Consider the following 20,785-nt stretch of genomic DNA (forward strand, 5'->3'; position numbering starts at 1 on the left):
GGTTCCGGGAAAACACTAAAGCATAAACGTTTTTTTAGCGTAAAATTGCACTTGCCAGGGTGGATAAAGGTACTGGCAAATGATGAAATGTATGAATCGGGATCTATAAAATTTTTATAGCTGCCGTTTCGTTTACAATAACGTACCGCCCACCTCAACTGTTATGTGTACAGCAAGTTTAAGGGCCGGTAATCGACTTGAATTTTTAGCAGCGAATGACAACCTATACAGGAATAGTACGGCGGTTGGGATGGATGCTTCTGTGTTGGGGGCTATTTGCCGGAATGGCCCATGCGCAAACGGCGTCGGGTATCAAGGTAAGTGGAAAATTGTGTATAACAGACCCCTCGTGCGACACGGGCGTTATGTTTGAAGATACCGTACCCAATGTGCGCTCCCGCGTCTGGCGTTTTGGTGATGGAGCCGCGGGTCAGGATACGTCTTCAGCCGCAAAACCCAGGCATTCTTACAACAATCCCGGCACATACACGGTTACGCTGACCCGAACCATGCAGGATGGCTCGACGCAAACCGCTACAAAAGAAGTCAAAATCGGCGTGCCACCTACCCAGTTTCAGAACTGGCGGACGGATACCATGCTTTGTAATGGCCAGAAAATCACGCTGGATCCGTATCCGAACGGCGCTCCTGCGGGCGTAAGTTACCTCTGGTATCCCAAAGGGGATACCACCCAAACCATTCAGGTCGATAGTGCGGGCTGTTATTCGGTAGAGGTTTGGGTGGGTACGCAGAAAGACAAACCGAATGTCTGTTCGGTTGAGAACCGCATCAATGTGCAGGTCTGCGGGCAGCGGCCCCAGCAGCAGGGGGCCAAGTGGTATTTCGGGAATAACGCCGGAATTGACTTTTCCGGTGGTAGCCCAACGCCACTCGACGACGGAAAACTCAACACGATTGAAGGAACCTCGTCGATCTCCAACACAAAAGGTCAGCTTCTTTTTTATACGGGTGGCGTACTCATTTACGACAAGAACGGCAATTTGATGAAACCGCTCAATCCGGCGGATACGGCCCAACTGCAGGGTAGCCAGACCTCCACCCAGTCGGCGCTCATCGTACCACAGCCCACTTGTAAAGGGTGTGAATACCTTTACCGGGTTTATACGACTTCCGAAATTAGCGGCAAAAAGATCATGAGCGTCAGCGTGGTCGATATGCGGTACAATCAGGGAATTGGGGCCATCATCGAGAAAAACACGCTGGTCGACTCCATGACTACGGAGCGGCTGGCTTCGGTTCGCAACGACCGTGATACCACGTACTGGGTTATTTCGCACGATTACGGTAACAATAAGTTTCAAGTCTATCACGTGACGAAGGCGGGCGCGGAAGGGCCGGTAGAATACGCCCTGGGCATGCCGCACGACACGACGACCAAGGGAGAAGGGTACATGAAGATTGGTCCGGCCGATACGACCGGAAATGGAAACCGCCCGGTAGCGGTGGTGGTTCCCGGCCCGCCAACCAACTACGTCGAAGTGTTTACCTTCAATGATTCGACGGGGGTGATGACCGCCGGACCGCGGATCAATGTGGGGCCGGCACCCCCCAAAGCCTACGGCGTCGAGTTTTCGCCGGATGGCTCGAAGCTCTACGTGACGTTGCAGGGGGATACGGCTCACGCATCACAAATTCTGATTTATGACCTGACCAATCCGGACCCTGCCGCCATTGAAGCGTCCAAGGCCGTGCTGGACAGTACAAAAAGCCGGGAATACGGCGCTTTGCAGGTGGGTTCCGATGGCAAAATTTACGTGGCTATCAAAGGCGGGAGCAGTTTGGGCGTAATTGAGAATCCGAACGATGCATTGCTGGCCCCAGCCACTTTCGATCCCAACGGACTCAATCTGAACGGCCCGACCAGCCAGTTGGGTTTGCCCAACATGGTTGCCAATTTCAACGAACCGTCCAGTTCACCCGGTTTTTCGTATGCCGATACCTGCGCCGGTTCGCCAACTCAGTTTACGGTGACGCCCATGTGTCCGCCGTTAAAGGATAATTATACCTGGAATTGGGGAGACAGTAGTGCGCCCTTCAGCTCGACGGCAACGCAGGCAACCCATACCTTCAATGAGCCCGGGGTTTATAAAGTAAGTCTGCATATCGTAACCATGCGGTCGGATGGCGGTATTTGTAAGGATACGACCATCACGCAGGATGTAACCATCGTTAAGACACCAGACCCGATCAATTTGGGACCGGATGTCGATAGTTGTAAGAATACCGTTACGCTGGACGCCAAAGTAGAAGCCAGCGTCTACATCTGGATACGAAACGGGCGGATTTTGCGAGGGTTCAACGAACGAACCTTGACCGTGACAACCCCGGGCAGGCCGGGGTATAACGGAGTTACGCCGGGTCGGTTTGTGGTTATTGCCGCCAATGGAGGCTGTTTTTCAAGTGACACCATTAACGTTTCCTTACGCCGTCCGCCTAACTTCAGCCTGGGCCCCGACACCACGCTCTGTTTGAACAGTTCCCTGACGCTGACCGCCCGTGGAAACGGATGGAACAGTTTCCAATGGAGCAATGGCACCACCGAACGGACCACGACTATCAACAAAGCGGGCGAGTATTCGGTGATCGTCAGGGATATCAACGGGTGCGAAAATGCCGATACCGTAGCGGTGGTTGCATTACCCAAACCGGCGGTCACGGCGTTTATGACCCCGCCGACCGGCTGTACAACCACCGACGGCAGCATCCGGCTTAGCATCGGTTCGGCCACGGTCCGGCGGTTTGAGTGGAGTTTGGGCGGACAACCGGTTGGGGATACGACCGCGCTGTTGCAGGGCATTCGGGATGGTGAATATACCGTTCGGATTATCAGTGATAATGCCTGTACGGTTGATACCACGCTGACGCTTCGTTCCAACAACAGCATTGAAGTAAAAGCGGACCCGCAAACGGCTTTGTGTACGGTGCCGCAAAGTGGCTCGATCAAGCTTACGGTTGTAAAAGGCCGTCCGACGGAATTCATCTGGCGGGATGCCGCCGGGCAGGTGGTTGGAAATGGGTCCGGTTTGACCGGAATCAACGGCGGAGTTTATAGCCTTGAAGCACGGGATACAGGCGGTTGTCTGGACACGCTAAATAACATTCGGGTTCCGGTCGACACCACCGGTTTTGTGTCATTGGGGCCGGATCGGGGTAAATGCATCGGCGACACGATTGTGCTGTCGTCGCTGGTACAGACGCCGGGCGATGTTTATGTGTGGAACAGTGGGCAGAATACGCCTTCGATCAACGTGACCACGGCTGGGCCTTACCGCCTGACGGTTCGCAACTCGATTACCGGCTGTCGGGGCTCCGACGAGGTGGTGGTTACCTTCAATGCCAAACCGGCCGTGGAAGCCGGACCTCCCCTGGAAGTCTGCGCCAACGGGCCGGTGGTGACACTCAGCGGGGCAACTCCACTGGGGGGCTTCTGGACGGGGCGGGGTGTTGACAACAACGGGCGTTTTACGCCGGCCGATAGCCTGGCGGGCCCGAACCCCATTGTGCTGACGTACTCCGCTTCTCAGGGTGGTTGTGTGGCTTCCGACCGTAAGATTGTGTTTGTCCAGGTTCCTCCGACGGTTAGCCTTGGTCCTGACACTACGCTGTGTCCGTCGCCAACGCTGCGGTTGCAAGTATCAGGCTCGCCGGGTTCAACCTACCAGTGGTCGACGGGCGCAACGACATCATCGATTCAGCCGACCACGTCGGGTACCTATTCGGTGGTAGCAACCTCCGGTGCCTGTACGGCAACTGACGAGGTGAAGCTAACCTTTTTGCCGTTGCCGGTATTTGATCTGACGCGCGAAGTTCCGCTCTGCGTGGGTGACAACGGAAAGGCGGTTTTGCAGGTATCCGGAAATAGTACACAAACGTATTTCTGGCCTCATTCCGGCGACACCACGCCCCGCATAACCGTGTTGGAAGTCGGCCGGTATGCGGTTCGGGTAACCGGTGCGAATGGCTGTGCTGTGGTGGATACGGCCCTGGTGGTGGATAAATGCGAACCCCGGGTGGTGATACCCGATGCGTTTACGCCAAACGGCGACGGTAACAATGATTTGCTGGATGTGTTCACGGCGTACGTAACGGAATTTGAACTGCGGATATTTAACCGCTGGGGTGAAGTGATCTTTGTGTCGAATGATCCGGAAAAGAAATGGGACGGTAATTACCGCGGGCAGGCCTACCCGTCGATGGTGTACGCGTATACGGTAAACTTCAAAAGTCTGTATTATCCTGAGCGGCCAAAAGTGTTAAAACGCGGTTCGATTCTGCTCGTCAGATAGCGGAAATATGCCCGGAATTTTGTATATTTGAATGAAATCAGTGTCTGATTAACTGGTTGATAATCAGGACTGAATTTAGTATAAACAACAAATACTTTCATTCAAATACCGATGCGGAAAGATATTTTGAAAGGTACTAATGACGGTATGACGGCCACCGAGAAGGAGATTGAACGCGCGTTGCGTCCGTTGTCGTTCGAAGACTTTACGGGACAGGCGAAAATCATCGAAAACCTACGGATTTTTGTGCAGGCCGCCCTTCAGCGCGGGGAAGCGCTCGACCACGTACTGCTCCATGGCCCTCCGGGTCTTGGCAAAACGACGCTCTCCCACATTGTTGCCAACGAGCTGAATGCCAGCATTAAAATGACATCTGGTCCGGTGCTCGACAAACCGAGCGACCTTGCAGGTTTGCTGACGAACCTGCAGGAAAACGATGTGCTTTTTATCGATGAGATTCACCGGCTCAATCCGGTGGTGGAGGAGTATCTCTACTCCGCGATGGAAGATTACAAGATCGATATTATGCTCGATTCCGGCCCCAATGCGCGAACCGTTCAAATCAAGCTGAACCCGTTTACGCTCATTGGTGCCACCACCCGTGCCGGTTTGCTGACGTCGCCGTTGCGGGCCCGGTTTGGGATCAATGCCCGGCTGGAATACTACGATGCGGCTTTGCTGACCACCATTGTAAACCGTTCGGCGGCTATTCTGGGTACTCCGATTGAAGAAGACGGGGCCTACGAAATTGCCCGCCGGAGTCGCGGAACTCCGCGGATTGCCAACAACCTGCTTCGCCGGACGCGCGACTTTGCGCAGGTAAAGGGCAAAGGGATCATTACCGTTGAAATTGCGGAAATGGCCCTGCGTGCGCTCGACGTTGACCAGAATGGTCTCGATGAGATGGATAACCGAATTCTGACGACTATTATCGATAAATTCAAAGGTGGTCCCGTTGGCTTGTCGACCATCGCCACAGCGTGTGGTGATGAGGCAGAAACGATTGAAGAAGTCTATGAGCCGTTTTTGATTCAGGAAGGCTATTTAAAACGAACCTCGCGGGGGCGGGAAGCCACTGAAAAGGCGTATAAACATTTAGGAATTGTGCCTGCGTATCGGGATGGTGAGTTATTTTCCTGAAAAAACAAAAAGGGAAGCGTTATGCTTCCCTTTTTCATTAAGCCAGTATCTTGCTGCGATAAATGCAGTCAATGATTTCGGCAATGGAATTATCCACTAGAAAATAATAAATGTTTTTGCCGCTTCTCCGGATTTCCAGAATCCCTTTGTCGCGCATATTAATGAGATGGTGTGAGATCAACGACTGTTCCGCGTTCAGGTTTTTATAGATCGTTGAAACATTTAATTCCTTGTTCTCATTCAGCATCTGAATGATTTTGATTCGCAAGGGATGAGCGACGGCCTTCAATACATACGCGGCTCGCTCAATCTTCTTTTCGTCGTTAACCAACGTTTCTTTTGTCATGATTCTGTGTGCAATTTAGGTACGTAAAGTAACTGAAATTTAGTTATTTATAAATAAACTGCAAAAAAATATGCATGATAACATCTCAATGTTAATCTATTTAAAAAGTGTCTAAAACTAGTTAAGCCATCGTCTGTATTTAGCAGACAAAATCGGAGCTGGAATCCGTTAGTTACCACCTCTCTCCCCAATTCATACGACGCCAAATACGACCCGCAAGGCTCCTGAAAATGGCCACCAAAAAGCGGTTGTGTTTAGGGCTGTTGTAAACGTGAGGAGGCAAAAAAAGCGCTGCCGATAAAATCAGCAGCGCTCCTGTTCCATACCGCATCCGGACCAATACCGGTAGACGCGGGTCTCTATTTTTGCCGAAAGAAGATCGTGATTGGCGCTCCGTCGAAGCCAAAATGCTCGCGCAGTTTATTTTCCAGATACCGGGTATACGGTTCCTTGATGTACTGCGGCAGATTGCAGAAAAACACAAACGTCGGTGACGGCGTCGGTAGCTGAATCATGTATTTGATTTTGATCAGTTTCCCTTTCGTCGCCGGTGGTGGGTAGTTGATGATTTCCTGCTGCATGGCTTCATTGAGCTTCGAGGTCGAAATTTTCTTGTGCTTGTTTTCGTAGACCTCCATGGCTTTTTCCATCACCTGAAAAATCCGCTGTTTCTCCACAACGGAAGCAAAAATGACGGGCAGATAATCGATCGGCGCCATGCGCTGCACAATTTCTTTTTTCCACGTATCGGCGGTTTTGGTATCTTTCTCGACGGCATCCCATTTGTTCACCATCAATAGAACGCCTTTTTTTGCCCGAACCGCCTGTCCAATAATGTTCATATCCTGTGCTTCCAGACCCCGCGTGGCGTCCAGCATCACAATCACCACATCCGACTCTTCCAGGGCTTTCAGGGAGCGCATTACCGAGTAGAATTCGATGTTGTCCTTCACTTTGGCCTTGCGCCGGATACCGGCCGTATCGGTCAGGATAAAATCCTTACCAAACGCCTTGTAACGCGTATCGATGGCGTCGCGGGTGGTACCGGCAATGTCGGTCACAATGCTGCGTTCTTCGCCAATCAGGACGTTCAGAAACGACGATTTTCCCACGTTCGGGCGTCCCAGAATGGCGATCCGCGGAATTCCGGCGTTGGGATCTTCAACACCCGCAGACGGAAAATGCTTCACCACCTCATCGAGCAGATCGCCCGTACCCGTGCCCGTCAATGACGAAATCGGGAACGGATCGCCCAGCCCCAGGGCGTAAAATTCGCCGACCGAGTTTTGCCGCAGAACGGTTTCCGATTTGTTGGCCACCACGATCACCGGTTTTTTCGACCGGCGCAGTACGTCGGCAAAATCCTTGTCCATGTCGGTCAATCCGGCCATGGTATCGACCATAAACAAGATCACCGACGCTTCGTCGATGGCGATTTGGACCTGTTCCCGAATCGACTCTTCAAAAACGTCATCCGATCCGACCACATACCCGCCGGTATCGATAACCGTAAAATACTTCTCGGTCCAATCGGCATAGCCGTAATGCCGGTCGCGCGTGACGCCCGGCTGATTATCCATAATGGCCTGGCGCTGTTCCACCAATTTATTAAACAGCGTCGATTTCCCGACATTCGGGCGGCCCACAATTGCTACAATATTTGCCATAATTCAGTTAAAATGAGGAAAGAAGGAGCGGAAGAAGGGAGAAGCCAAAGAAGGATAGAAAGGGATTGCAACCATTTCTTTTCCATCCTTTTTCGACTTCTCCCTTCGCCGGGCCTTCGGTTATTCTTCGTACCCAAACCTCTTCAGCGCCCGTTCTTTGGTGCGCCAATCGGGTTCAACTTTTACGTATTGTTCAAGGAATACCTTCTTACCAAAGAAGCGTTCCAGTTCCTCCCGGGCCATAATACCCGTTTTTTTAATCATTTTACCGCCTTCGCCCAGCAGAATCGCCCGTTGAGTAGCCCGCTCAACCAGAATTTCCGACTGGACAACGATGATGTCGTCTTTCTCTTTAAAGCCCGTGATGATAACCTCACAGCTGTAGGGGACCTCCTTTTTGTAATTCAGAAAGATCTTCTCGCGAATGATTTCTGACGCAAAAAAGCGCTCGGGCCGGTCGGTTAATTCGTCTTTCGGGAAATAAGGCGGATGAACCGGCAGGCGGCTTACAATGGCTTTAAAAACATGCTTGATGTTGATGTCGGTGAGGGCGGAGATCGGAATGATCGCTTCGGATTTGAAGTTCTCGTTCCAGTACTGGATTTTCTCTTCCACCTGCTCCGGCGTCGCCAGATCAATTTTGTTGATGAGCAGCAAAACCGGCGTCTGCGTTTTCTGCAACCGCTCGATCACGTCATTTTCGTCGTATTTCTCGAAGATGTCGGTCACAAACAAAATCACATCCGCATCTTCCAGCGATCCGCGCACAAAACTCATCATCGACTCATGCAACCGGTATTGCGGTTTAATAATACCGGGTGTATCTGAATAGACCAGTTGAAACTCCTGTCCGTCGTGCACACCGTTGAGAATGCCCATAATGCGGTGGCGGGTGGTTTGTGCTTTTGACGTAATAATCGAAAGCCGCTCGCCCACCAGCTGATTCATCAGCGTCGATTTGCCAACATTGGGCTTACCGATAATGCTGACATAACCGGCCTTATGATCCGGGCCGTACGTTTCATTTGAAATATCCATGTAATTGACAACCAATGACTACAGAAAAAAACTCCCCTCGGGCTAAAAAAATTTAGCGGGAGGGGGCTTATTTTTTCACAAAGGTAATTGTTTTTTATGAAAATCGCCTTACCTTTGCAGTCCCAACATCGCGGGATGGAGCAGTTGGTAGCTCGTTGGGCTCATAACCCAAAGGTCGCTGGTTCGAGTCCAGCTCCCGCTACAAAGAAAACCCCTAATTAGCTGTTAAACAGTTGTTAGGGGTTTTTCATTTTAGGGCAGTCAAGACCAGAATGCGGTCTGCAACGATCAATCCTTGAGCAAGTTAGAAATAGAGATGGTAGTAAAGCGAATCGGATGCGGGATGAATAAAAATGGGTTTTGTGGAGGTCTATAACTTCCCGACGGCTCGCCACATCGCCAGTTCCTCGCCGAATCGGTTGTCGATGACCTCACACTGGGCATCGATTCGCATGGTCGGGCGGGTTTTCAGGTTATAAGCCGGCCACTGCGGGACATCGTTAGCCGCCGGTTTGCCGGTTCGGGCGAAGGTTGTCCACAATTCGGCGAAATGATGAGAAGCCGCAAACCGTTCGGGCCGGTTGCCGCCAAAAAAGCTTTCCTTCGACTCGGAACCGTCGCGGGGCGGAATTTCATTATTGAATTTGAACGAAATGTCCATCGCATGGGGCGTTCCCATCGCATAGTCTGTGCCGGGAATCTTTTTCTCGGATTTATACCCGAAATTATACAGATAAACCGGCGCTCCGCCCTGCTTTACCTTTTTCTCGGCAATGTCTATTGAACCCAGACCCATCATGGTAATGGAAGAAATGGCGACATAAAGGGCCGGGGCCGTCGCGGCAGGATTTGCCTTTCGGTAGGTATCGACAATTTTGGGAGCATCCGCCCCGTACTGCGGTTCGAGTTTTTTCTGGAGCCCTTCAAAGTCCAGTTTTGCAAACTCAGTGTCTTTCCGTTCCCAGGCAAAGAAGGTGTATTCGTCTTCGTTCCAGCCAACCAGCAGCGGTTTGTTACGCGAAATGGCGGGAGCCGTCGGGTCAAACGGGTGATGGGGGAGGACTTCGCCATCGACCACCGGCCCAAAACCGCCGTAGTTGCGACGCATCATTCCCTGGTTCTTGTTTTTCTCCTGAAACGGCGGCACAAACGGCAACTTGCCCTGCATCGCCAGCAGATCAGCGGCCGGTACGTCCAGAAGTTTCCGCCAGTCTTTGGGGGCAATGTTCAGCTCTTTCAGCAGCATCGCGGTCGTTTCGGCGGCTACGTCTTTGGGCGTCATGCGCACCCCCGGACCGCTTTCAATCGATGCCTTGTTGAAATACGGAGCCGCTTCGGGCATGGCGTATAAACAGGAAGTTTTGGCTCCTCCTCCCGATTCGCCCCAGATCATGACGTTAGCGGGGTCTCCGCCAAACTGAGCAATGTTGTCATGAACCCATTTCAGACCCGTTGCAATATCGAGCATGCCCATGTTGCCTGATCCGGCATAGTCGGCACCGGCCAGTTCGTCGAGGTACAGAAAACCCAGCAATCCCAGCCGGTGGTTGGTTTCGACCACTACCACATCGAAATTACGAGCCAGATTGGCCCCGTCCTGGCTGGCGGAAGCGCCCGACCCAATGACAAAACCGCCCCCGTGGCTGTAAAACATCACCGGTCGTTTGCGGTTATCGCTGGCCGGGGTCCAGACGTTCAGGAAAAGACAGTCCTCGGAGGGCGCAGGCTCATTCCGGCGTGGATTCTGGATGGCGGGCGGACCGACCTGCAACGCGTCGCGAACACCCGTCCAGGGTTGGAGCGGAGCCGGACGGCGAAAGCGCCGGTCACCCGAAACCCGGCCCCCATACGGTATTCCCTTGAAAACACTGACGCCCTCATTTCGCATCCCTTTGATCCGGCCATGCGTAGTAGCGACCTCAACAAACGCGTCCGATTTCCGTACCGAACCAAACGAATAACCGGAAGCCGAAACCGCTGCGGTAATTAGTGCAAATTGGGTCAGGAAATCTCGTCTGCCAATCGGGGTCATAGTGGTCAGGAAAGGGTTGCTGGTAATCAATAGAACCCTAAGCGCAAAAGGACAGAAAAATACCAAAAAAGTCTAATTGTTCTTTCTTACCTTGTGATAAGAATTTCTTATCATTGTTTTCAGGAAGTAAGAATCGGCTTATTTGCACGATGGAATTACGCCAGTTAAAATATTTTGTGGGCGTGGCGGAAGAACTGCATTTTGGCCGGGCGGCCCGGCGGTTATTTGTCTCACAACCTGCTTTGAGCCAACAAATCAAGCTGCTGGAAGGTGAACTTGGTGTGGAATTGTTTGAGGTCCTCAAGCGGAGCCGACATCACAAAGTGGAGTTGACGGAAGCGGGACTGGTTTTTCTGACCGAGGCCAAACGAATTTTGCAATTAAGTGACAACGCCATTCGCAACGTCAGGCAAGCCGGGGCCAACCAGCAAGTCATCACATTGGGCGTTTTCAAGCTCATTCTTCCCGAACGCATCATGGGCATGCTCGAGCTGTTTTCCACCCACTTCCCCACAATTGATATCCGGCTTGTTGAGTTACCCAACCCGGTTCAGGTCCAGAATTCAGTCGCAAACGACCAGACTGATCTGGGCATGTGCGTCCTTCCGCTGGAACGGAACGGGTTGACCGCAACACACTATGCGGAAGCCGATTACACCATATTGATGAACAGAAATCATCCACTGGCCAGCTACCAAGCAATCAAACTGGAACAGTTGCAACCCGAAAAGTGGATTGATCACGGGCCGGATACCGGACTGTATTTTGAGCAACTGGAAGAAGCCTGTCAGCGGGCCGGTTTTCACCGTCAACGCAACATCGTCCATTTTGTGCCTTCATTTGACCTGCTGAAAAGTATGGTCCGTCTGGGAAAAGGCATCGCCTTTATTCCGGCGACGCTCGATGTACGGCAGGAACCCGATCTGGTCGCGATACCCATCGTCAATGCCGACGGTTCGGCCTTCAAACAGGTGGTGATCCGACACGTTTTAATTCATAAAACCGAACAACCGAAGCCGCTGGTGCAGGCGCTGAGTGGAATCGTAAAATCAACATTTGCCGCCCTACAACTGCCTACTGACGTTCAATAAACCGGCGACAGCGGTGTTCGTCTAAAATCATTGGGCGTAATTCCCATGTATTTTTTGAAAAACTGACTAAAATTGGGTTGATCCGCAAACCCAATGCACTGGCCAATTTCCTGCAAAGTCCAGTCCGTTTGCAACAGCAGGGCTTTGCTTTCTTCCAATAACCGGTCTTTAATGTGGGTGCTGATGTTCTGACCGGTATGTTTCTTGAGCAACCGGTTCAGGTAATTGGGATGCAGTCCGAGTTGCTCCGCAAATTCACCGGCGGTCCGCATTTTAACGGGCGTATACAGATTGATAGTAGCGGTTACTTTCTCAAGGAGTTGAAAAAAGTCATGCACGTGCCGGTAATCGTCCGTAACCTCGTGGGCTGTTGGGTACTGAGCCCCCTTCAGGCTTTCGATCAGGACCAGTTGCAAATAGGCCTGCATAGATTCTTCGGCTAATTCGCCACCGGTTTCCGTCAGGTTGAGCAATTGCTGAAACAGGGGCTGAATGGCCTGAAAAGAGGAATCCGACAGGCGAATGATGCGTTTTTCGGTGAAAAATTTATACCGCTCCACCAGGGCCTTTAATGTCGGGTGCTGATCCAGATACCGCTTTTTGAACATGCAGTAAATACCGGCGGGTTTGCCGGATAAATTGCGCCAGCAGACAATTTCATTCGGATGTAAAAACAAAATCGTCGGCGCTTCGATTTGGTAATTAGAGGTGCCCAGGGATTTTAGCGCCGTGCCGCTGGTCATGAACATGATCTTGTAAAAATCCCGGCGATTGGGCGACATGTAATTATCGCACCCACTTTCGACCCGGTCGATCACCCGGATGTTCCAGTCTTCAAAATAGCTTCTGGCAACGGGCGTGAGACCGGGCGTCACCACCGAAGGCATATCATGGACCTGCGTAATGGGTTGGGTATCGGCTCCTGATTTCATGTTGGTCTGCGTAGGGCTACAACGTCATTGCTGCAGTTCGAATAACGCTTGCGGAAGATGTATAGTTTATGGCAGACTGAAAACGCAGTAGCTTGTCAGGTTTGATTTTCATATAAATCGGGTTGATTCCCATATAAAACCCTTTGTTAATTGGATGCTATTTTGTTGAAGGAGAAGTCCTGTCTGGTTTTGGAATTCAAACAGGACAGTTTTCAAAAGCACGCTATCAACAGTAAAAGACTTGTTTTATGGCTGATGAAGAAACGAGTGGAGGAGAAATAGAAAATCCGGGCTCTTCCCGGCGGACTTTTTTGAAGCAGTCTACCGCTCTGGCTGCGCTGGCGGTGACACCTCCCGCGGGTATAACCGCACTCGGAAATGGCTTTCCGGAAAAAGCAGCCGCGTACGAGCTACTCCCGCTGCAAGTCGAAATTAACGGAACCGTTCAGAAATTGTCCATTGAACCCCGGGTAACGTTGCTCGATCTGCTGCGGGAACAACTGGGTCTAACCGGCACCAAGAAAGGTTGCGACCACGGTCAGTGCGGGGCTTGTACAGTACACCTCGACGGCCAGCGGATCAATGCCTGCCTGACCCTGGCCCTGACCACCGAAGGTAGCCAAGTTACCACCATTGAGGGGCTGACCAAGGGCGACACCTTGCATCCGATGCAGGAAGCTTTCATCAAACACGACGGTTTACAGTGCGGGTATTGCACCCCCGGCCAGATCATGTCGGCAGTAGCCTGTATCCGGGAAGGCCACGCCGACAGTCCTGACGAGGTACGGGAATACATGAGCGGTAACATTTGCCGCTGTGGAGCCTACGCCAATATTGTCAATGCCATCATGGACGTAAAACAGGGAGGGGCAAAAGTATGAATCCATTTCGATACACGCGGGTAACGACACCCAAAGCCGCCATTGCGGCCGTTATCCAGGAAGGCGGGACCTATTTTCTGGCGGGGGGCACCAACCTCATTGATCTGGTCAAGCGCGAGGTCATCCTTCCCGAAAAACTCGTCGACATCACCAAATTGCCGCTGGCTACCATTGAAAAAACCGCAACGGGCATTCGCATTGGGGCGCTGGCTAAAAACTCGGCCGTGGCCGACCATGCGCTGGTCCAAAAGCAATTTCCACTCTTGGCAATGGCCCTCAATGCCGGAGCGTCGGCGCAATTGCGGAACATGGCGACGGTTGGAGGAAACATGATGCAGCGCACGCGGTGCTCGTATTTCTATGATCCGTCCATGCCCTGCAACAAACGAAGTCCCGTGCAGTCGGGACCCGATAAAGGCCAGCCAAACGGCCCCGCGGGTTGTGGGGCCATCGGCGGTTTCAACCGAATGCATGCCATCTTTGGCGGTTCCGGTAAGTGCATCGCCGTTCATCCCAGTGACATGTGTGTGGCGCTGGCCGCGCTGGATGCGCGGGTGAATGTGGCGGGGCCCAAAGGCGAACGAACGATTCCGTTTACGGACTTCCACCGCCTGCCCGGTGATCGACCCCAAAACGACAACACCCTGCTGCCGGGTGAATTAATCCTGTCGGTAGACTTACCCACCAATGCGTTTGCCGAGCATTCCCACTACCTGAAGGTGCGGGATCGGGCTTCGTATGCGTTTGCGCTGGTATCGGTCGGCGTTGGGCTGAAAATGAACGAAAATACGATTCAGGAGGCCCGGCTGGCGATGGGTGGCGTGGCGCACAAACCGTGGCGACTCACCGAAGTCGAGCAGTTTTTGCAGGGCCAACCCGCGACCGAAGTGACGTTCCGGCAAGCGGCAACCCTGGCAATGAAAGGGGCCAAAGGCTACGGCGAGAACGATTTCAAGCTTACACTGGCTCCCAATGCGTTGATTGATGCCCTAAAAACCGCCACCAAAACCGCCTAGTCATGGACACAAACCCAAAAAATCCACCCATCGACCGGATCGATGGCCGTCAGAAAGTGACCGGAGCGGCCAAGTATTTCGCCGAGTTTGACCTGCCGAACATGGCCTATTGCGTCATCGTCGGCAGCGAAATTGCCCGGGGCACGATGGCCCGAATCGATACGAAAAAAGCCGCGGGTGCGCCGGGCGTCCTGGGTGTCTTCACCCATGAGAACATGCCCCCGATTCCGGGCTGGGATGCTCCCGTGGGCGGACAGGCTGATGGACCACCTCCGAAACCCAAGACGGAAGAAACTTACCGGATTCTGAGTAGCCCGAAAATTCTGTTCGATGGGCAACCGATCGCCATGGTGGTGGCTGATACCTTCGAGCGGGCGACCTATGCCGCGTCGCTCATCAAGGCAATCTATACCAGGCAGCCGTCGAAAACCGATCTGCGGAAATACCTCGCCAACGGCGTGATGCCCGGCGGGGCACAGGGGGCGGATTATTCGCGGGGGAAGCCCGATGCCTATCAATCGGCTCCCGTTCAACTGGAGGCCAATTACACCATTCCCATCGAGGTACACAATCCGATGGAATTGCACGGCATTCTGGCGCACTGGACGGGCGAAAAGCAGTTGATGATTTACGCCAAAACGCAGGGCGTCAACGCGACACAGCAGGCGATGGCGCAAGCCTTTAAAATCGATCCCAAAAATATCCAGGTTCATACGGAATTTATGGGGGGCGGTTTTGGTATGGGCCTTCGGACCTGGCCCCAGGAAACCGCAGTCGTGGCCATTGCCCGGAAAATCGGCCGACCGGTTAAATTAATGGTTCATCGCAGCCAGATGTTTACCCTCGTTGGTCACCGGCCCTATACGGTGCAGACCATCCAGATGGGGGCCGACACCAACGGCAAACTAGTTGGGCTGGCCCATGCGGCTACGGCCGAAACCGCCAGCTACGAAGACTTTACGGAAGCCACCGTCAACATGACCAAGTTCATGTATGCCTGTCCGAATGTGAGCACCCGCTACCGCATCGTGCGGCTCGATCGGGGTGTGCCGATCTGGATGCGTGGACCGGGCGAAGCAACCGGGGCTTTTGCCCTGGAATCGGCAATGGACGAAATGGCGCATAAACTGGGCCTCGATCCTATCGAATTTCGGCTGCGGAATTACACTGAAACCGATCCCGAACACAACCGGCCTTATTCGAGCAAGCACCTGAAAGAAGCCTACCAGAAAGGAGCGGAGGCCATTGGCTGGAGCAACCGTAAGAGCCAGCCGGGGAGCTCGCGCGAGGGTGACTGGCTGATTGGCTACGGCATGAGCACGGGAACGTTCAATGCCTTCCGGTGGCAGGCGAATGCCCGGGCGCTGCTCAAAGCGGACGGCTCACTGACGGTTCAGAGTGCTGTCACCGACATTGGGCCGGGAACCGGAACCGCCCTGACCATGATCGCTCACAATGTGCTGGGCGTACCCATCGATCGGATTAAGGTGGAATACGGGGATACTTCGTTGCCCAATGCCCCCACGCAGGGCGGCTCCGCCATTGTCTCGGCGGTCGGCTCTGCCGTGTTCGATGTCTGTACGGCCATCAAAAAGGAACTGATCGAGCTGGCTGTTCAGTCAGCGGGGCCATTGGCCGGCCAAAAACCGGAGGCTTTGACACTCGCCGATGGCCTGCTTTCTGTCGAAACGGACCCCTCGAAGAAAGTGGCCGTGGCCGAACTGATGCGCAGCCATAACCGAATGGTAATCGATAAAAGCGGGGAGTCGAAAGGCGGACCGAATTTGCAGAACTACTCCATGTACTCCTTTTCGGTGCATTTCGTGCAGGTGCGGGTCAATCCGCTGACGGGTGTGGTGCGGGTTTCCAAAGCGGTCAGCGTGGCCGATTCGGGCCGGATTGTGAGCCCCAAAACGGCGGCCAGTCAGATGATCGGGGGCGTTACGGGCGGCATTGGCATGGCCTTGACGGAAGAAGCCGTGATCGATCACCGGTTTGGCCGGTTTGTGAACAACAACCTGGCCGACTATCACGTCGCGGTTCATGCCGACGTACCCGCCATCGAAACGATTTTTATCGACAAGCCCGATCCTTACATCAACCCGATGGGTGCCAAAGGGATGGGTGAAATCGCCCTGATCGGTTTTGCCGGAGCGGTGGCCAATGCGGTTTTTAATGCGACCGGGCAGCGTGTCCGCGATTTGCCCATTACCCCTGATAAGCTGCTCCGGACGGCCTAAAACCGCATCGATAAGGAGCGGTAGGCCTGTATACCGGGTTTGATTTTCATATAAATCGGGTTGATTTCACTATAAAGCGAGCGACTGTTTCGGTGCAATTTTGCAATCAGGACAGTCGCTGTTTTATGGCTGCCTTATTTATTCAACAGACTAAACGATTACAAACCATGCGTCTACCCGTCATCGTATCCATCACGCTTTTCTTCTCGGTTCTCCATTCGGGCTACGCTCAACAAATGGGCGGCCGCCCGGTTGACAAACCGGCCATTTTCGGGAAAGGCAACCGGGGCCCCGCGGAAACCTTCACTGGTACGGTATGGGTCAACATCCTGGCACCGAACGACTCGACCTACACGACTTCGGTGGCTTCTGTCCTGTTCGAGCCGGGGGCCAGAACCTTCTGGCATTTGCATCCGGCCGGGCAGCTTCTGCTGGTGACCGACGGCGCTGGCTACTACCAGGAACAGGGAAAGCCGATTCAGCCCATACACCAGGGCGACGTTGTGAAATGCCTGCCCAATGTTTTGCACTGGCACGGGGCGTCACCCACGCATAGCCTGACCCACATTGCCATTAATCCCAACACGGAGAAAGGAATTGTAGTCTGGAAGCAGGCGGTGACTGACCAGGAGTACCGTAAGTAATTCACACTTTAAAAAGAAGAATCGAATGGAATCGTCTGGAAATCAACAACTAATTTTTGCACAAGGGCCGCAGGCACCGGAAGCTTATTTTACCGGAACGGCTTGGATCAAACTCCTCGTTCCGGCCCACGATCAGCTTAATGTCATGATTAATAATGTCGTCTTTGAACCCGGTGCGCGCAACAACTGGCACACCCATCCCGGCGGACAGATTCTACTCGCAACGGACGGGGTCGGGTGTTATCAGGAGCGGGGAAAACCGGTTCAGGTGCTGCATAAAGGAGATGTGGTGCAGATTCTGCCGGATGTTGAGCATTGGCACGGGGCGTCAGCCGAGGCTGCATTCACCCACATTGCCATCAATACCAATACCGACCGGGGAATTGTCGAGTGGCTGGCTCCGGTGACGGATGAGGAGTACAAAACGACTCATTGATCAACGAATGAAACCGTCAATCGTCGTTTTATTTCAACTCCTGTTTTTTATCGGCATCATGGCCTGCAAAACCGATGACCCCAGCGTTTCCAACCAAACCGGTACTGAAAATGGGGGTAATACCGATCAGGATACGACGAAGAATCGACTGAGAATCAGGATTGGTTCCCAAATCTTCACCGCAACACTCCTGGACAATGCGACCGTAACCGCGTTCAGAGCCAGGTTGCCCATGACGGTTGTCATGGGCGAGTTGAACGGAAATGAGAAGCTGTATCGTTTTTCGTCGGACCTGCCTACCAACCCGGCCAATCCCGGAACGATTCAAACCGGCGATTTGATGCTCTATGGTGCCAATACGCTGGTGCTTTTCTACCAAACATTCCCGACCCCTTACAGCTATACGAAGCTTGGACGGATCGTTAACACGGCGGGCCTGGCGGCTGCCGTTGGTTCGGGAAGCGTAACGATTACCTTTGAATTGGAATAGAGAAACAACGGTATGAATGATCTAGACAAAGAAAAGAGCATTTTCGAGCGGATGCAGGCCGGGAGACCGATCCGTAAGGATGATCGGGACTACGACGCTTTTCAAAAGGCGGTTTCCGCAACGATTCAGCGGTGTGTCGAGATGAACGCAACGGCAACGGATGTCGATCAGGTACGAAACCGACTGAGTGCGATCATCGGGAGGCCGATTGATGAATCGACCACGGTATTTCCGCCGTTTTACACCAACCTGGGCCGGTTTATTACCCTCGGGAAAAACATCTTCATCAACCACGCCTGTTCCTTCCTGGACATGGGCGGCATTACCCTTGAAGACGATGTGCAGATTGGCCCGCGTGTCAATCTGACTTCCGAAAACCATCCCCTCGACCCCAACGACCGCAAAACCGTTATTCCCGGACCGATCATCATCAAACGGAATGCCTGGATTGGCGCAGGCGCTACTGTTTTACCGGGCGTTACGATTGGCGAAAACGCCATTGTGGCCGCGGGTGCGGTTGTGAGTCGGGACGTGCCGCCGAATACGGTTGTCGCCGGCATTCCCGCCAAAGTGGTCCGGACGTTGTCATAAGGATCAAAATAAAGAATCCCGTTCTTTAGTAGAAAAAAACCGCCTTACAAGCCGTAGAGCGCCCGCTCAACCGATCACTTTCGTCGGCTCCGTAAGAGCATGGGCAGGACACCGGTACAGGTGCTTCGTTACACCAGTCTTTCTCCGCATTCTTTCCATCAATTCCTGAAGAAACCTGTATCGTTTACGCACCCGGCAGTCAATTTATTTAGTTACTACTCGCCTATACATTTGGAAGCACACGCTTGAAGCCCCTATCTTCACATTTCCTTTGCAAAGGAAAGCGAAAATACCCAGGCGACCTTTTTCGTGCCTCTAAAACCTGCATTAGGTATGATTTTGATTGTAGATGACAGGCCGGAAAATATTCTTCCTTTAAAGAAAATTCTTGAGCTGCATAGCTTTTCGGTTGATTCGGCAGAATCGGGAGAAGAAGCCTTGAAAAAAGTTTTGAAAACCAATTACGCCGTTATCATTCTTGATGTGCAAATGCCGGGAATGGACGGCTTTGAAGTTGCCAATGCCATTGCCGGTTTTAGTAAGGCAAAAGACACCTGCATCATCTTTCTTTCGGCGGTTAATACGGAAAAAAAATTCATTACCAAGGGGTATACATCCGGTGGTGTCGATTATTTAACCAAACCGGTTGATCCGGATATTCTGGTTTTAAAAGTAAAAACGCTCCACCGGCTTTATCAGCAGCAACAGGAATTAAGAGAGACCCAGAAGTCGTTACAGAAGGAAATTGAAGTGCGAAAACAGGCGCAGGAAGAAATCGCCGGGCGCATGGAAGAATTGCAATCCGTACTGGCTTCACTTCCCCAAATGGCGTTTACGGTCGCTGCGGATGGCCGGATTGAATACGTCAATGAACACTGGTTCCGGTATTCGACTGAACCGGCGACTTTCCCCGAAACCCACCCTCATGATGACATATGCGATGAGTGGAAAACGTATTTTGCGAATGGAATTGAATTAACGCGCGAACTCCGTCTGAAAGAACTGGCTACGGGCGATTATCGATACCACCTGCTTCGCATATTGCCCATCAAACAACACGGAATAACGGTCCGTTGGGTTGGCACATTTACGGATATTCATCCGCAAAAAATGGCAGCAGAATTGCTGGAGAAAAAAGTAGAATCACGGACGAAAGAACTCCTGGTTAAAAATATTGAGCTGGAAAGAAGCAACCACGAACTTCAGCAGTTTACCTGGGTTGTTTCTCACGATTTAAAAGAACCCCTCCGCAAAATACAGATTCTGAATGACCTGATTAAAGAAAGGTATCTAGCCGGAAATTCGGAGGCTATATCCTACCTGGATCGATCCATTAATTCATCGGCGCGGATGTCCAGCTTAATCAACGACCTCTTATTGTATTCGCAGTTATCGACACCTGCCCAATTTCAGCCGACGAACCTTAATGAATTACTGAACGAAATTCTGTCTGATTTTGATGATGTCATTACTAAAAAGAAAGCGGTCATTACCGTGGATCCACTGCCCGTGATTGATACCATTCCGGGGCGGATCAGGCAAGTGTTTCAAAATCTGATCAGTAATGCACTGAAATTTTCTAAGAAAGATATACCGCCGGTAATCAACATCCGTGCCGAATTGATTGAAGAAAAAGAAATCGATAGCCCGCCGTCGATTCATGGCGAATTTTGCCGCATTGTGGTAAGTGATAACGGAATCGGGTTCGACGAAAAGTTTATGGACCGCATTTTTGTCATTTTCCAACGCTTGATAGGCCGAACCAGCTACGAAGGTACCGGGATTGGCCTGGCCATTGCCAAAAAAAATATGGATAAACACCACGGTATCATTTCCGCCAAAAGCCAGGTTAACGAAGGCAGCCATTTTATTCTAATTTTACCGGTTCATCAAGTCAATGAATTAGAAGACAGCGTACAATAAAAGATTTTAAG

16 protein-coding genes and 1 tRNA gene are annotated in these 20,785 nt (G+C 52.2%); 12 read left to right on the forward strand and 5 right to left on the reverse strand.

Going from position 1 to position 20,785, the window contains the following annotated elements; genetic code table 11:
• The first annotated feature begins 215 nt into the window (after positions 1-215).
• Together EHT87_RS18885 and ruvB are read left to right on the forward strand one after the other, a co-directional pair.
• Positions 216-4,307, forward strand: a complete 4,092-nt coding sequence (locus EHT87_RS18885; protein WP_124908229.1) for a PKD domain-containing protein — start codon at positions 216-218, stop codon at positions 4,305-4,307.
• Between the two features lie 111 nt (positions 4,308-4,418).
• Entirely contained in the window at positions 4,419-5,447 is a 1,029-nt protein-coding gene (gene ruvB / locus EHT87_RS18890) for a Holliday junction branch migration DNA helicase RuvB (RefSeq protein ID WP_124908230.1), read from the forward strand.
• Positions 5,448-5,484: 37 nt separating this feature from the next.
• Here the strand turns inward: ruvB and EHT87_RS18895 are convergent, their stop codons facing one another.
• From EHT87_RS18895 to era, 3 genes are all read right to left on the reverse strand, one after another.
• The gene (locus EHT87_RS18895) at positions 5,485-5,793 is read right to left on the reverse strand and encodes an ArsR/SmtB family transcription factor (RefSeq protein WP_124908231.1); all 309 of its coding nucleotides are present in this window, start codon (positions 5,791-5,793) and stop codon (positions 5,485-5,487) included.
• A 359-nt stretch (positions 5,794-6,152) separates the two neighbouring features.
• Positions 6,153-7,460 carry a ribosome biogenesis GTPase Der gene (gene der / locus EHT87_RS18900; RefSeq protein ID WP_124908232.1) on the reverse strand — a complete coding sequence of 436 codons (1,308 nt, stop codon included), beginning with the start codon at positions 7,458-7,460 and terminating at the stop codon, positions 6,153-6,155.
• A 120-nt stretch (positions 7,461-7,580) separates the two neighbouring features.
• Positions 7,581-8,498 (reverse strand): GTPase Era, encoded by a 918-nt coding sequence (gene era, locus EHT87_RS18905; protein ID WP_124908233.1) that lies wholly within the window; start codon positions 8,496-8,498, stop codon positions 7,581-7,583.
• Positions 8,499-8,627: 129 nt separating this feature from the next.
• On the opposite strand from era, the gene EHT87_RS18910 reads away from it, so the two are divergent.
• Positions 8,628-8,700 (forward strand) — tRNA-Met (locus EHT87_RS18910).
• 168 nt (positions 8,701-8,868) lie between these two features.
• Here the strand turns inward: EHT87_RS18910 and EHT87_RS18915 are convergent.
• Positions 8,869-10,530 (reverse strand): carboxylesterase/lipase family protein, encoded by a 1,662-nt coding sequence (locus EHT87_RS18915; protein WP_124908234.1) that lies wholly within the window; start codon positions 10,528-10,530, stop codon positions 8,869-8,871.
• A gap of 149 nt (positions 10,531-10,679) precedes the next feature.
• Here EHT87_RS18915 and EHT87_RS31760 point away from each other — a divergent pair, with 149 nt between their 5' ends.
• Positions 10,680-11,621, forward strand: a complete 942-nt coding sequence (locus EHT87_RS31760) for a LysR family transcriptional regulator (protein ID WP_124908235.1) — start codon at positions 10,680-10,682, stop codon at positions 11,619-11,621.
• Here the strand turns inward: EHT87_RS31760 and EHT87_RS18925 are convergent.
• The gene (locus EHT87_RS18925) at positions 11,615-12,553 is read right to left on the reverse strand and encodes a helix-turn-helix domain-containing protein (protein ID WP_124908236.1); all 939 of its coding nucleotides are present in this window, start codon (positions 12,551-12,553) and stop codon (positions 11,615-11,617) included. The two genes, EHT87_RS31760 and EHT87_RS18925, sit on opposite strands and share 7 nt — an antisense overlap.
• A 248-nt stretch (positions 12,554-12,801) precedes the next feature.
• Here EHT87_RS18925 and EHT87_RS18930 point away from each other — a divergent pair, with 248 nt between their 5' ends.
• The 8 genes from EHT87_RS18930 to EHT87_RS18965 all read left to right on the forward strand — a co-directional run bounded on the left by EHT87_RS18930 (position 12,802) and on the right by EHT87_RS18965 (position 20,774).
• On the forward strand, positions 12,802-13,434 hold the full coding sequence (locus tag EHT87_RS18930; protein ID WP_124908237.1) for a (2Fe-2S)-binding protein: 633 nt from the start codon (positions 12,802-12,804) through the stop codon (positions 13,432-13,434).
• The gene (locus EHT87_RS18935) at positions 13,431-14,450 is read left to right on the forward strand and encodes an FAD binding domain-containing protein (RefSeq protein WP_124908238.1); all 1,020 of its coding nucleotides are present in this window, start codon (positions 13,431-13,433) and stop codon (positions 14,448-14,450) included. Before EHT87_RS18930 ends, EHT87_RS18935 begins: the two co-directional genes overlap by 4 nt.
• 2 nt (positions 14,451-14,452) lie before the next feature.
• Entirely contained in the window at positions 14,453-16,690 is a 2,238-nt protein-coding gene (locus tag EHT87_RS18940; protein WP_124908239.1) for a xanthine dehydrogenase family protein molybdopterin-binding subunit, read from the forward strand.
• A gap of 167 nt (positions 16,691-16,857) precedes the next feature.
• Positions 16,858-17,334 carry a (R)-mandelonitrile lyase gene (locus EHT87_RS18945; protein WP_124908240.1) on the forward strand — a complete coding sequence of 159 codons (477 nt, stop codon included), beginning with the start codon at positions 16,858-16,860 and terminating at the stop codon, positions 17,332-17,334.
• Between the two features lie 25 nt (positions 17,335-17,359).
• Positions 17,360-17,770: a (R)-mandelonitrile lyase gene (locus tag EHT87_RS18950; protein ID WP_124908241.1), complete on the forward strand. Its 411-nt coding sequence runs from the start codon at positions 17,360-17,362 to the stop codon at positions 17,768-17,770.
• Between the two features lie 7 nt (positions 17,771-17,777).
• Positions 17,778-18,260: a cyclophilin-like fold protein gene (locus tag EHT87_RS18955; RefSeq protein WP_185716285.1), complete on the forward strand. Its 483-nt coding sequence runs from the start codon at positions 17,778-17,780 to the stop codon at positions 18,258-18,260.
• A 12-nt stretch (positions 18,261-18,272) separates the two neighbouring features.
• Positions 18,273-18,851 (forward strand): DapH/DapD/GlmU-related protein, encoded by a 579-nt coding sequence (locus EHT87_RS18960; protein WP_124908243.1) that lies wholly within the window; start codon positions 18,273-18,275, stop codon positions 18,849-18,851.
• Between the two features lie 333 nt (positions 18,852-19,184).
• The gene (locus tag EHT87_RS18965) at positions 19,185-20,774 is read left to right on the forward strand and encodes a hybrid sensor histidine kinase/response regulator (RefSeq protein ID WP_124908244.1); all 1,590 of its coding nucleotides are present in this window, start codon (positions 19,185-19,187) and stop codon (positions 20,772-20,774) included.
• The last annotated feature ends 11 nt before the right edge of the window (positions 20,775-20,785 follow it).

This window comes from Larkinella knui (assembly GCF_003858645.1).
Lineage (GTDB): Bacteria > Bacteroidota > Bacteroidia > Cytophagales > Spirosomataceae > Larkinella > Larkinella knui.

What these genes read in the sequence shown, in the direction of transcription:
- EHT87_RS18885 (WP_124908229.1), top strand. Translation starts at nt 216, where the DNA reads ATGACAACCTATACAGGAATAGTACGGCGGTTGGGATGGATGCTTCTG.
- ruvB (WP_124908230.1), top strand. Translation starts at nt 4,419, where the DNA reads ATGCGGAAAGATATTTTGAAAGGTACTAATGACGGTATGACGGCCACC.
- EHT87_RS18895 (WP_124908231.1), bottom strand. Translation starts at nt 5,793, where the DNA reads ATGACAAAAGAAACGTTGGTTAACGACGAAAAGAAGATTGAGCGAGCC.
- der (WP_124908232.1), bottom strand. Translation starts at nt 7,460, where the DNA reads ATGGCAAATATTGTAGCAATTGTGGGCCGCCCGAATGTCGGGAAATCG.
- era (WP_124908233.1), bottom strand. Translation starts at nt 8,498, where the DNA reads ATGGATATTTCAAATGAAACGTACGGCCCGGATCATAAGGCCGGTTAT.
- EHT87_RS18915 (WP_124908234.1), bottom strand. Translation starts at nt 10,530, where the DNA reads ATGACCCCGATTGGCAGACGAGATTTCCTGACCCAATTTGCACTAATT.
- EHT87_RS31760 (WP_124908235.1), top strand. Translation starts at nt 10,680, where the DNA reads ATGGAATTACGCCAGTTAAAATATTTTGTGGGCGTGGCGGAAGAACTG.
- EHT87_RS18925 (WP_124908236.1), bottom strand. Translation starts at nt 12,553, where the DNA reads ATGAAATCAGGAGCCGATACCCAACCCATTACGCAGGTCCATGATATG.
- EHT87_RS18930 (WP_124908237.1), top strand. Translation starts at nt 12,802, where the DNA reads ATGGCTGATGAAGAAACGAGTGGAGGAGAAATAGAAAATCCGGGCTCT.
- EHT87_RS18935 (WP_124908238.1), top strand. Translation starts at nt 13,431, where the DNA reads ATGAATCCATTTCGATACACGCGGGTAACGACACCCAAAGCCGCCATT.
- EHT87_RS18940 (WP_124908239.1), top strand. Translation starts at nt 14,453, where the DNA reads ATGGACACAAACCCAAAAAATCCACCCATCGACCGGATCGATGGCCGT.
- EHT87_RS18945 (WP_124908240.1), top strand. Translation starts at nt 16,858, where the DNA reads ATGCGTCTACCCGTCATCGTATCCATCACGCTTTTCTTCTCGGTTCTC.
- EHT87_RS18950 (WP_124908241.1), top strand. Translation starts at nt 17,360, where the DNA reads ATGGAATCGTCTGGAAATCAACAACTAATTTTTGCACAAGGGCCGCAG.
- EHT87_RS18955 (WP_185716285.1), top strand. Translation starts at nt 17,778, where the DNA reads ATGAAACCGTCAATCGTCGTTTTATTTCAACTCCTGTTTTTTATCGGC.
- EHT87_RS18960 (WP_124908243.1), top strand. Translation starts at nt 18,273, where the DNA reads ATGAATGATCTAGACAAAGAAAAGAGCATTTTCGAGCGGATGCAGGCC.
- EHT87_RS18965 (WP_124908244.1), top strand. Translation starts at nt 19,185, where the DNA reads ATGATTTTGATTGTAGATGACAGGCCGGAAAATATTCTTCCTTTAAAG.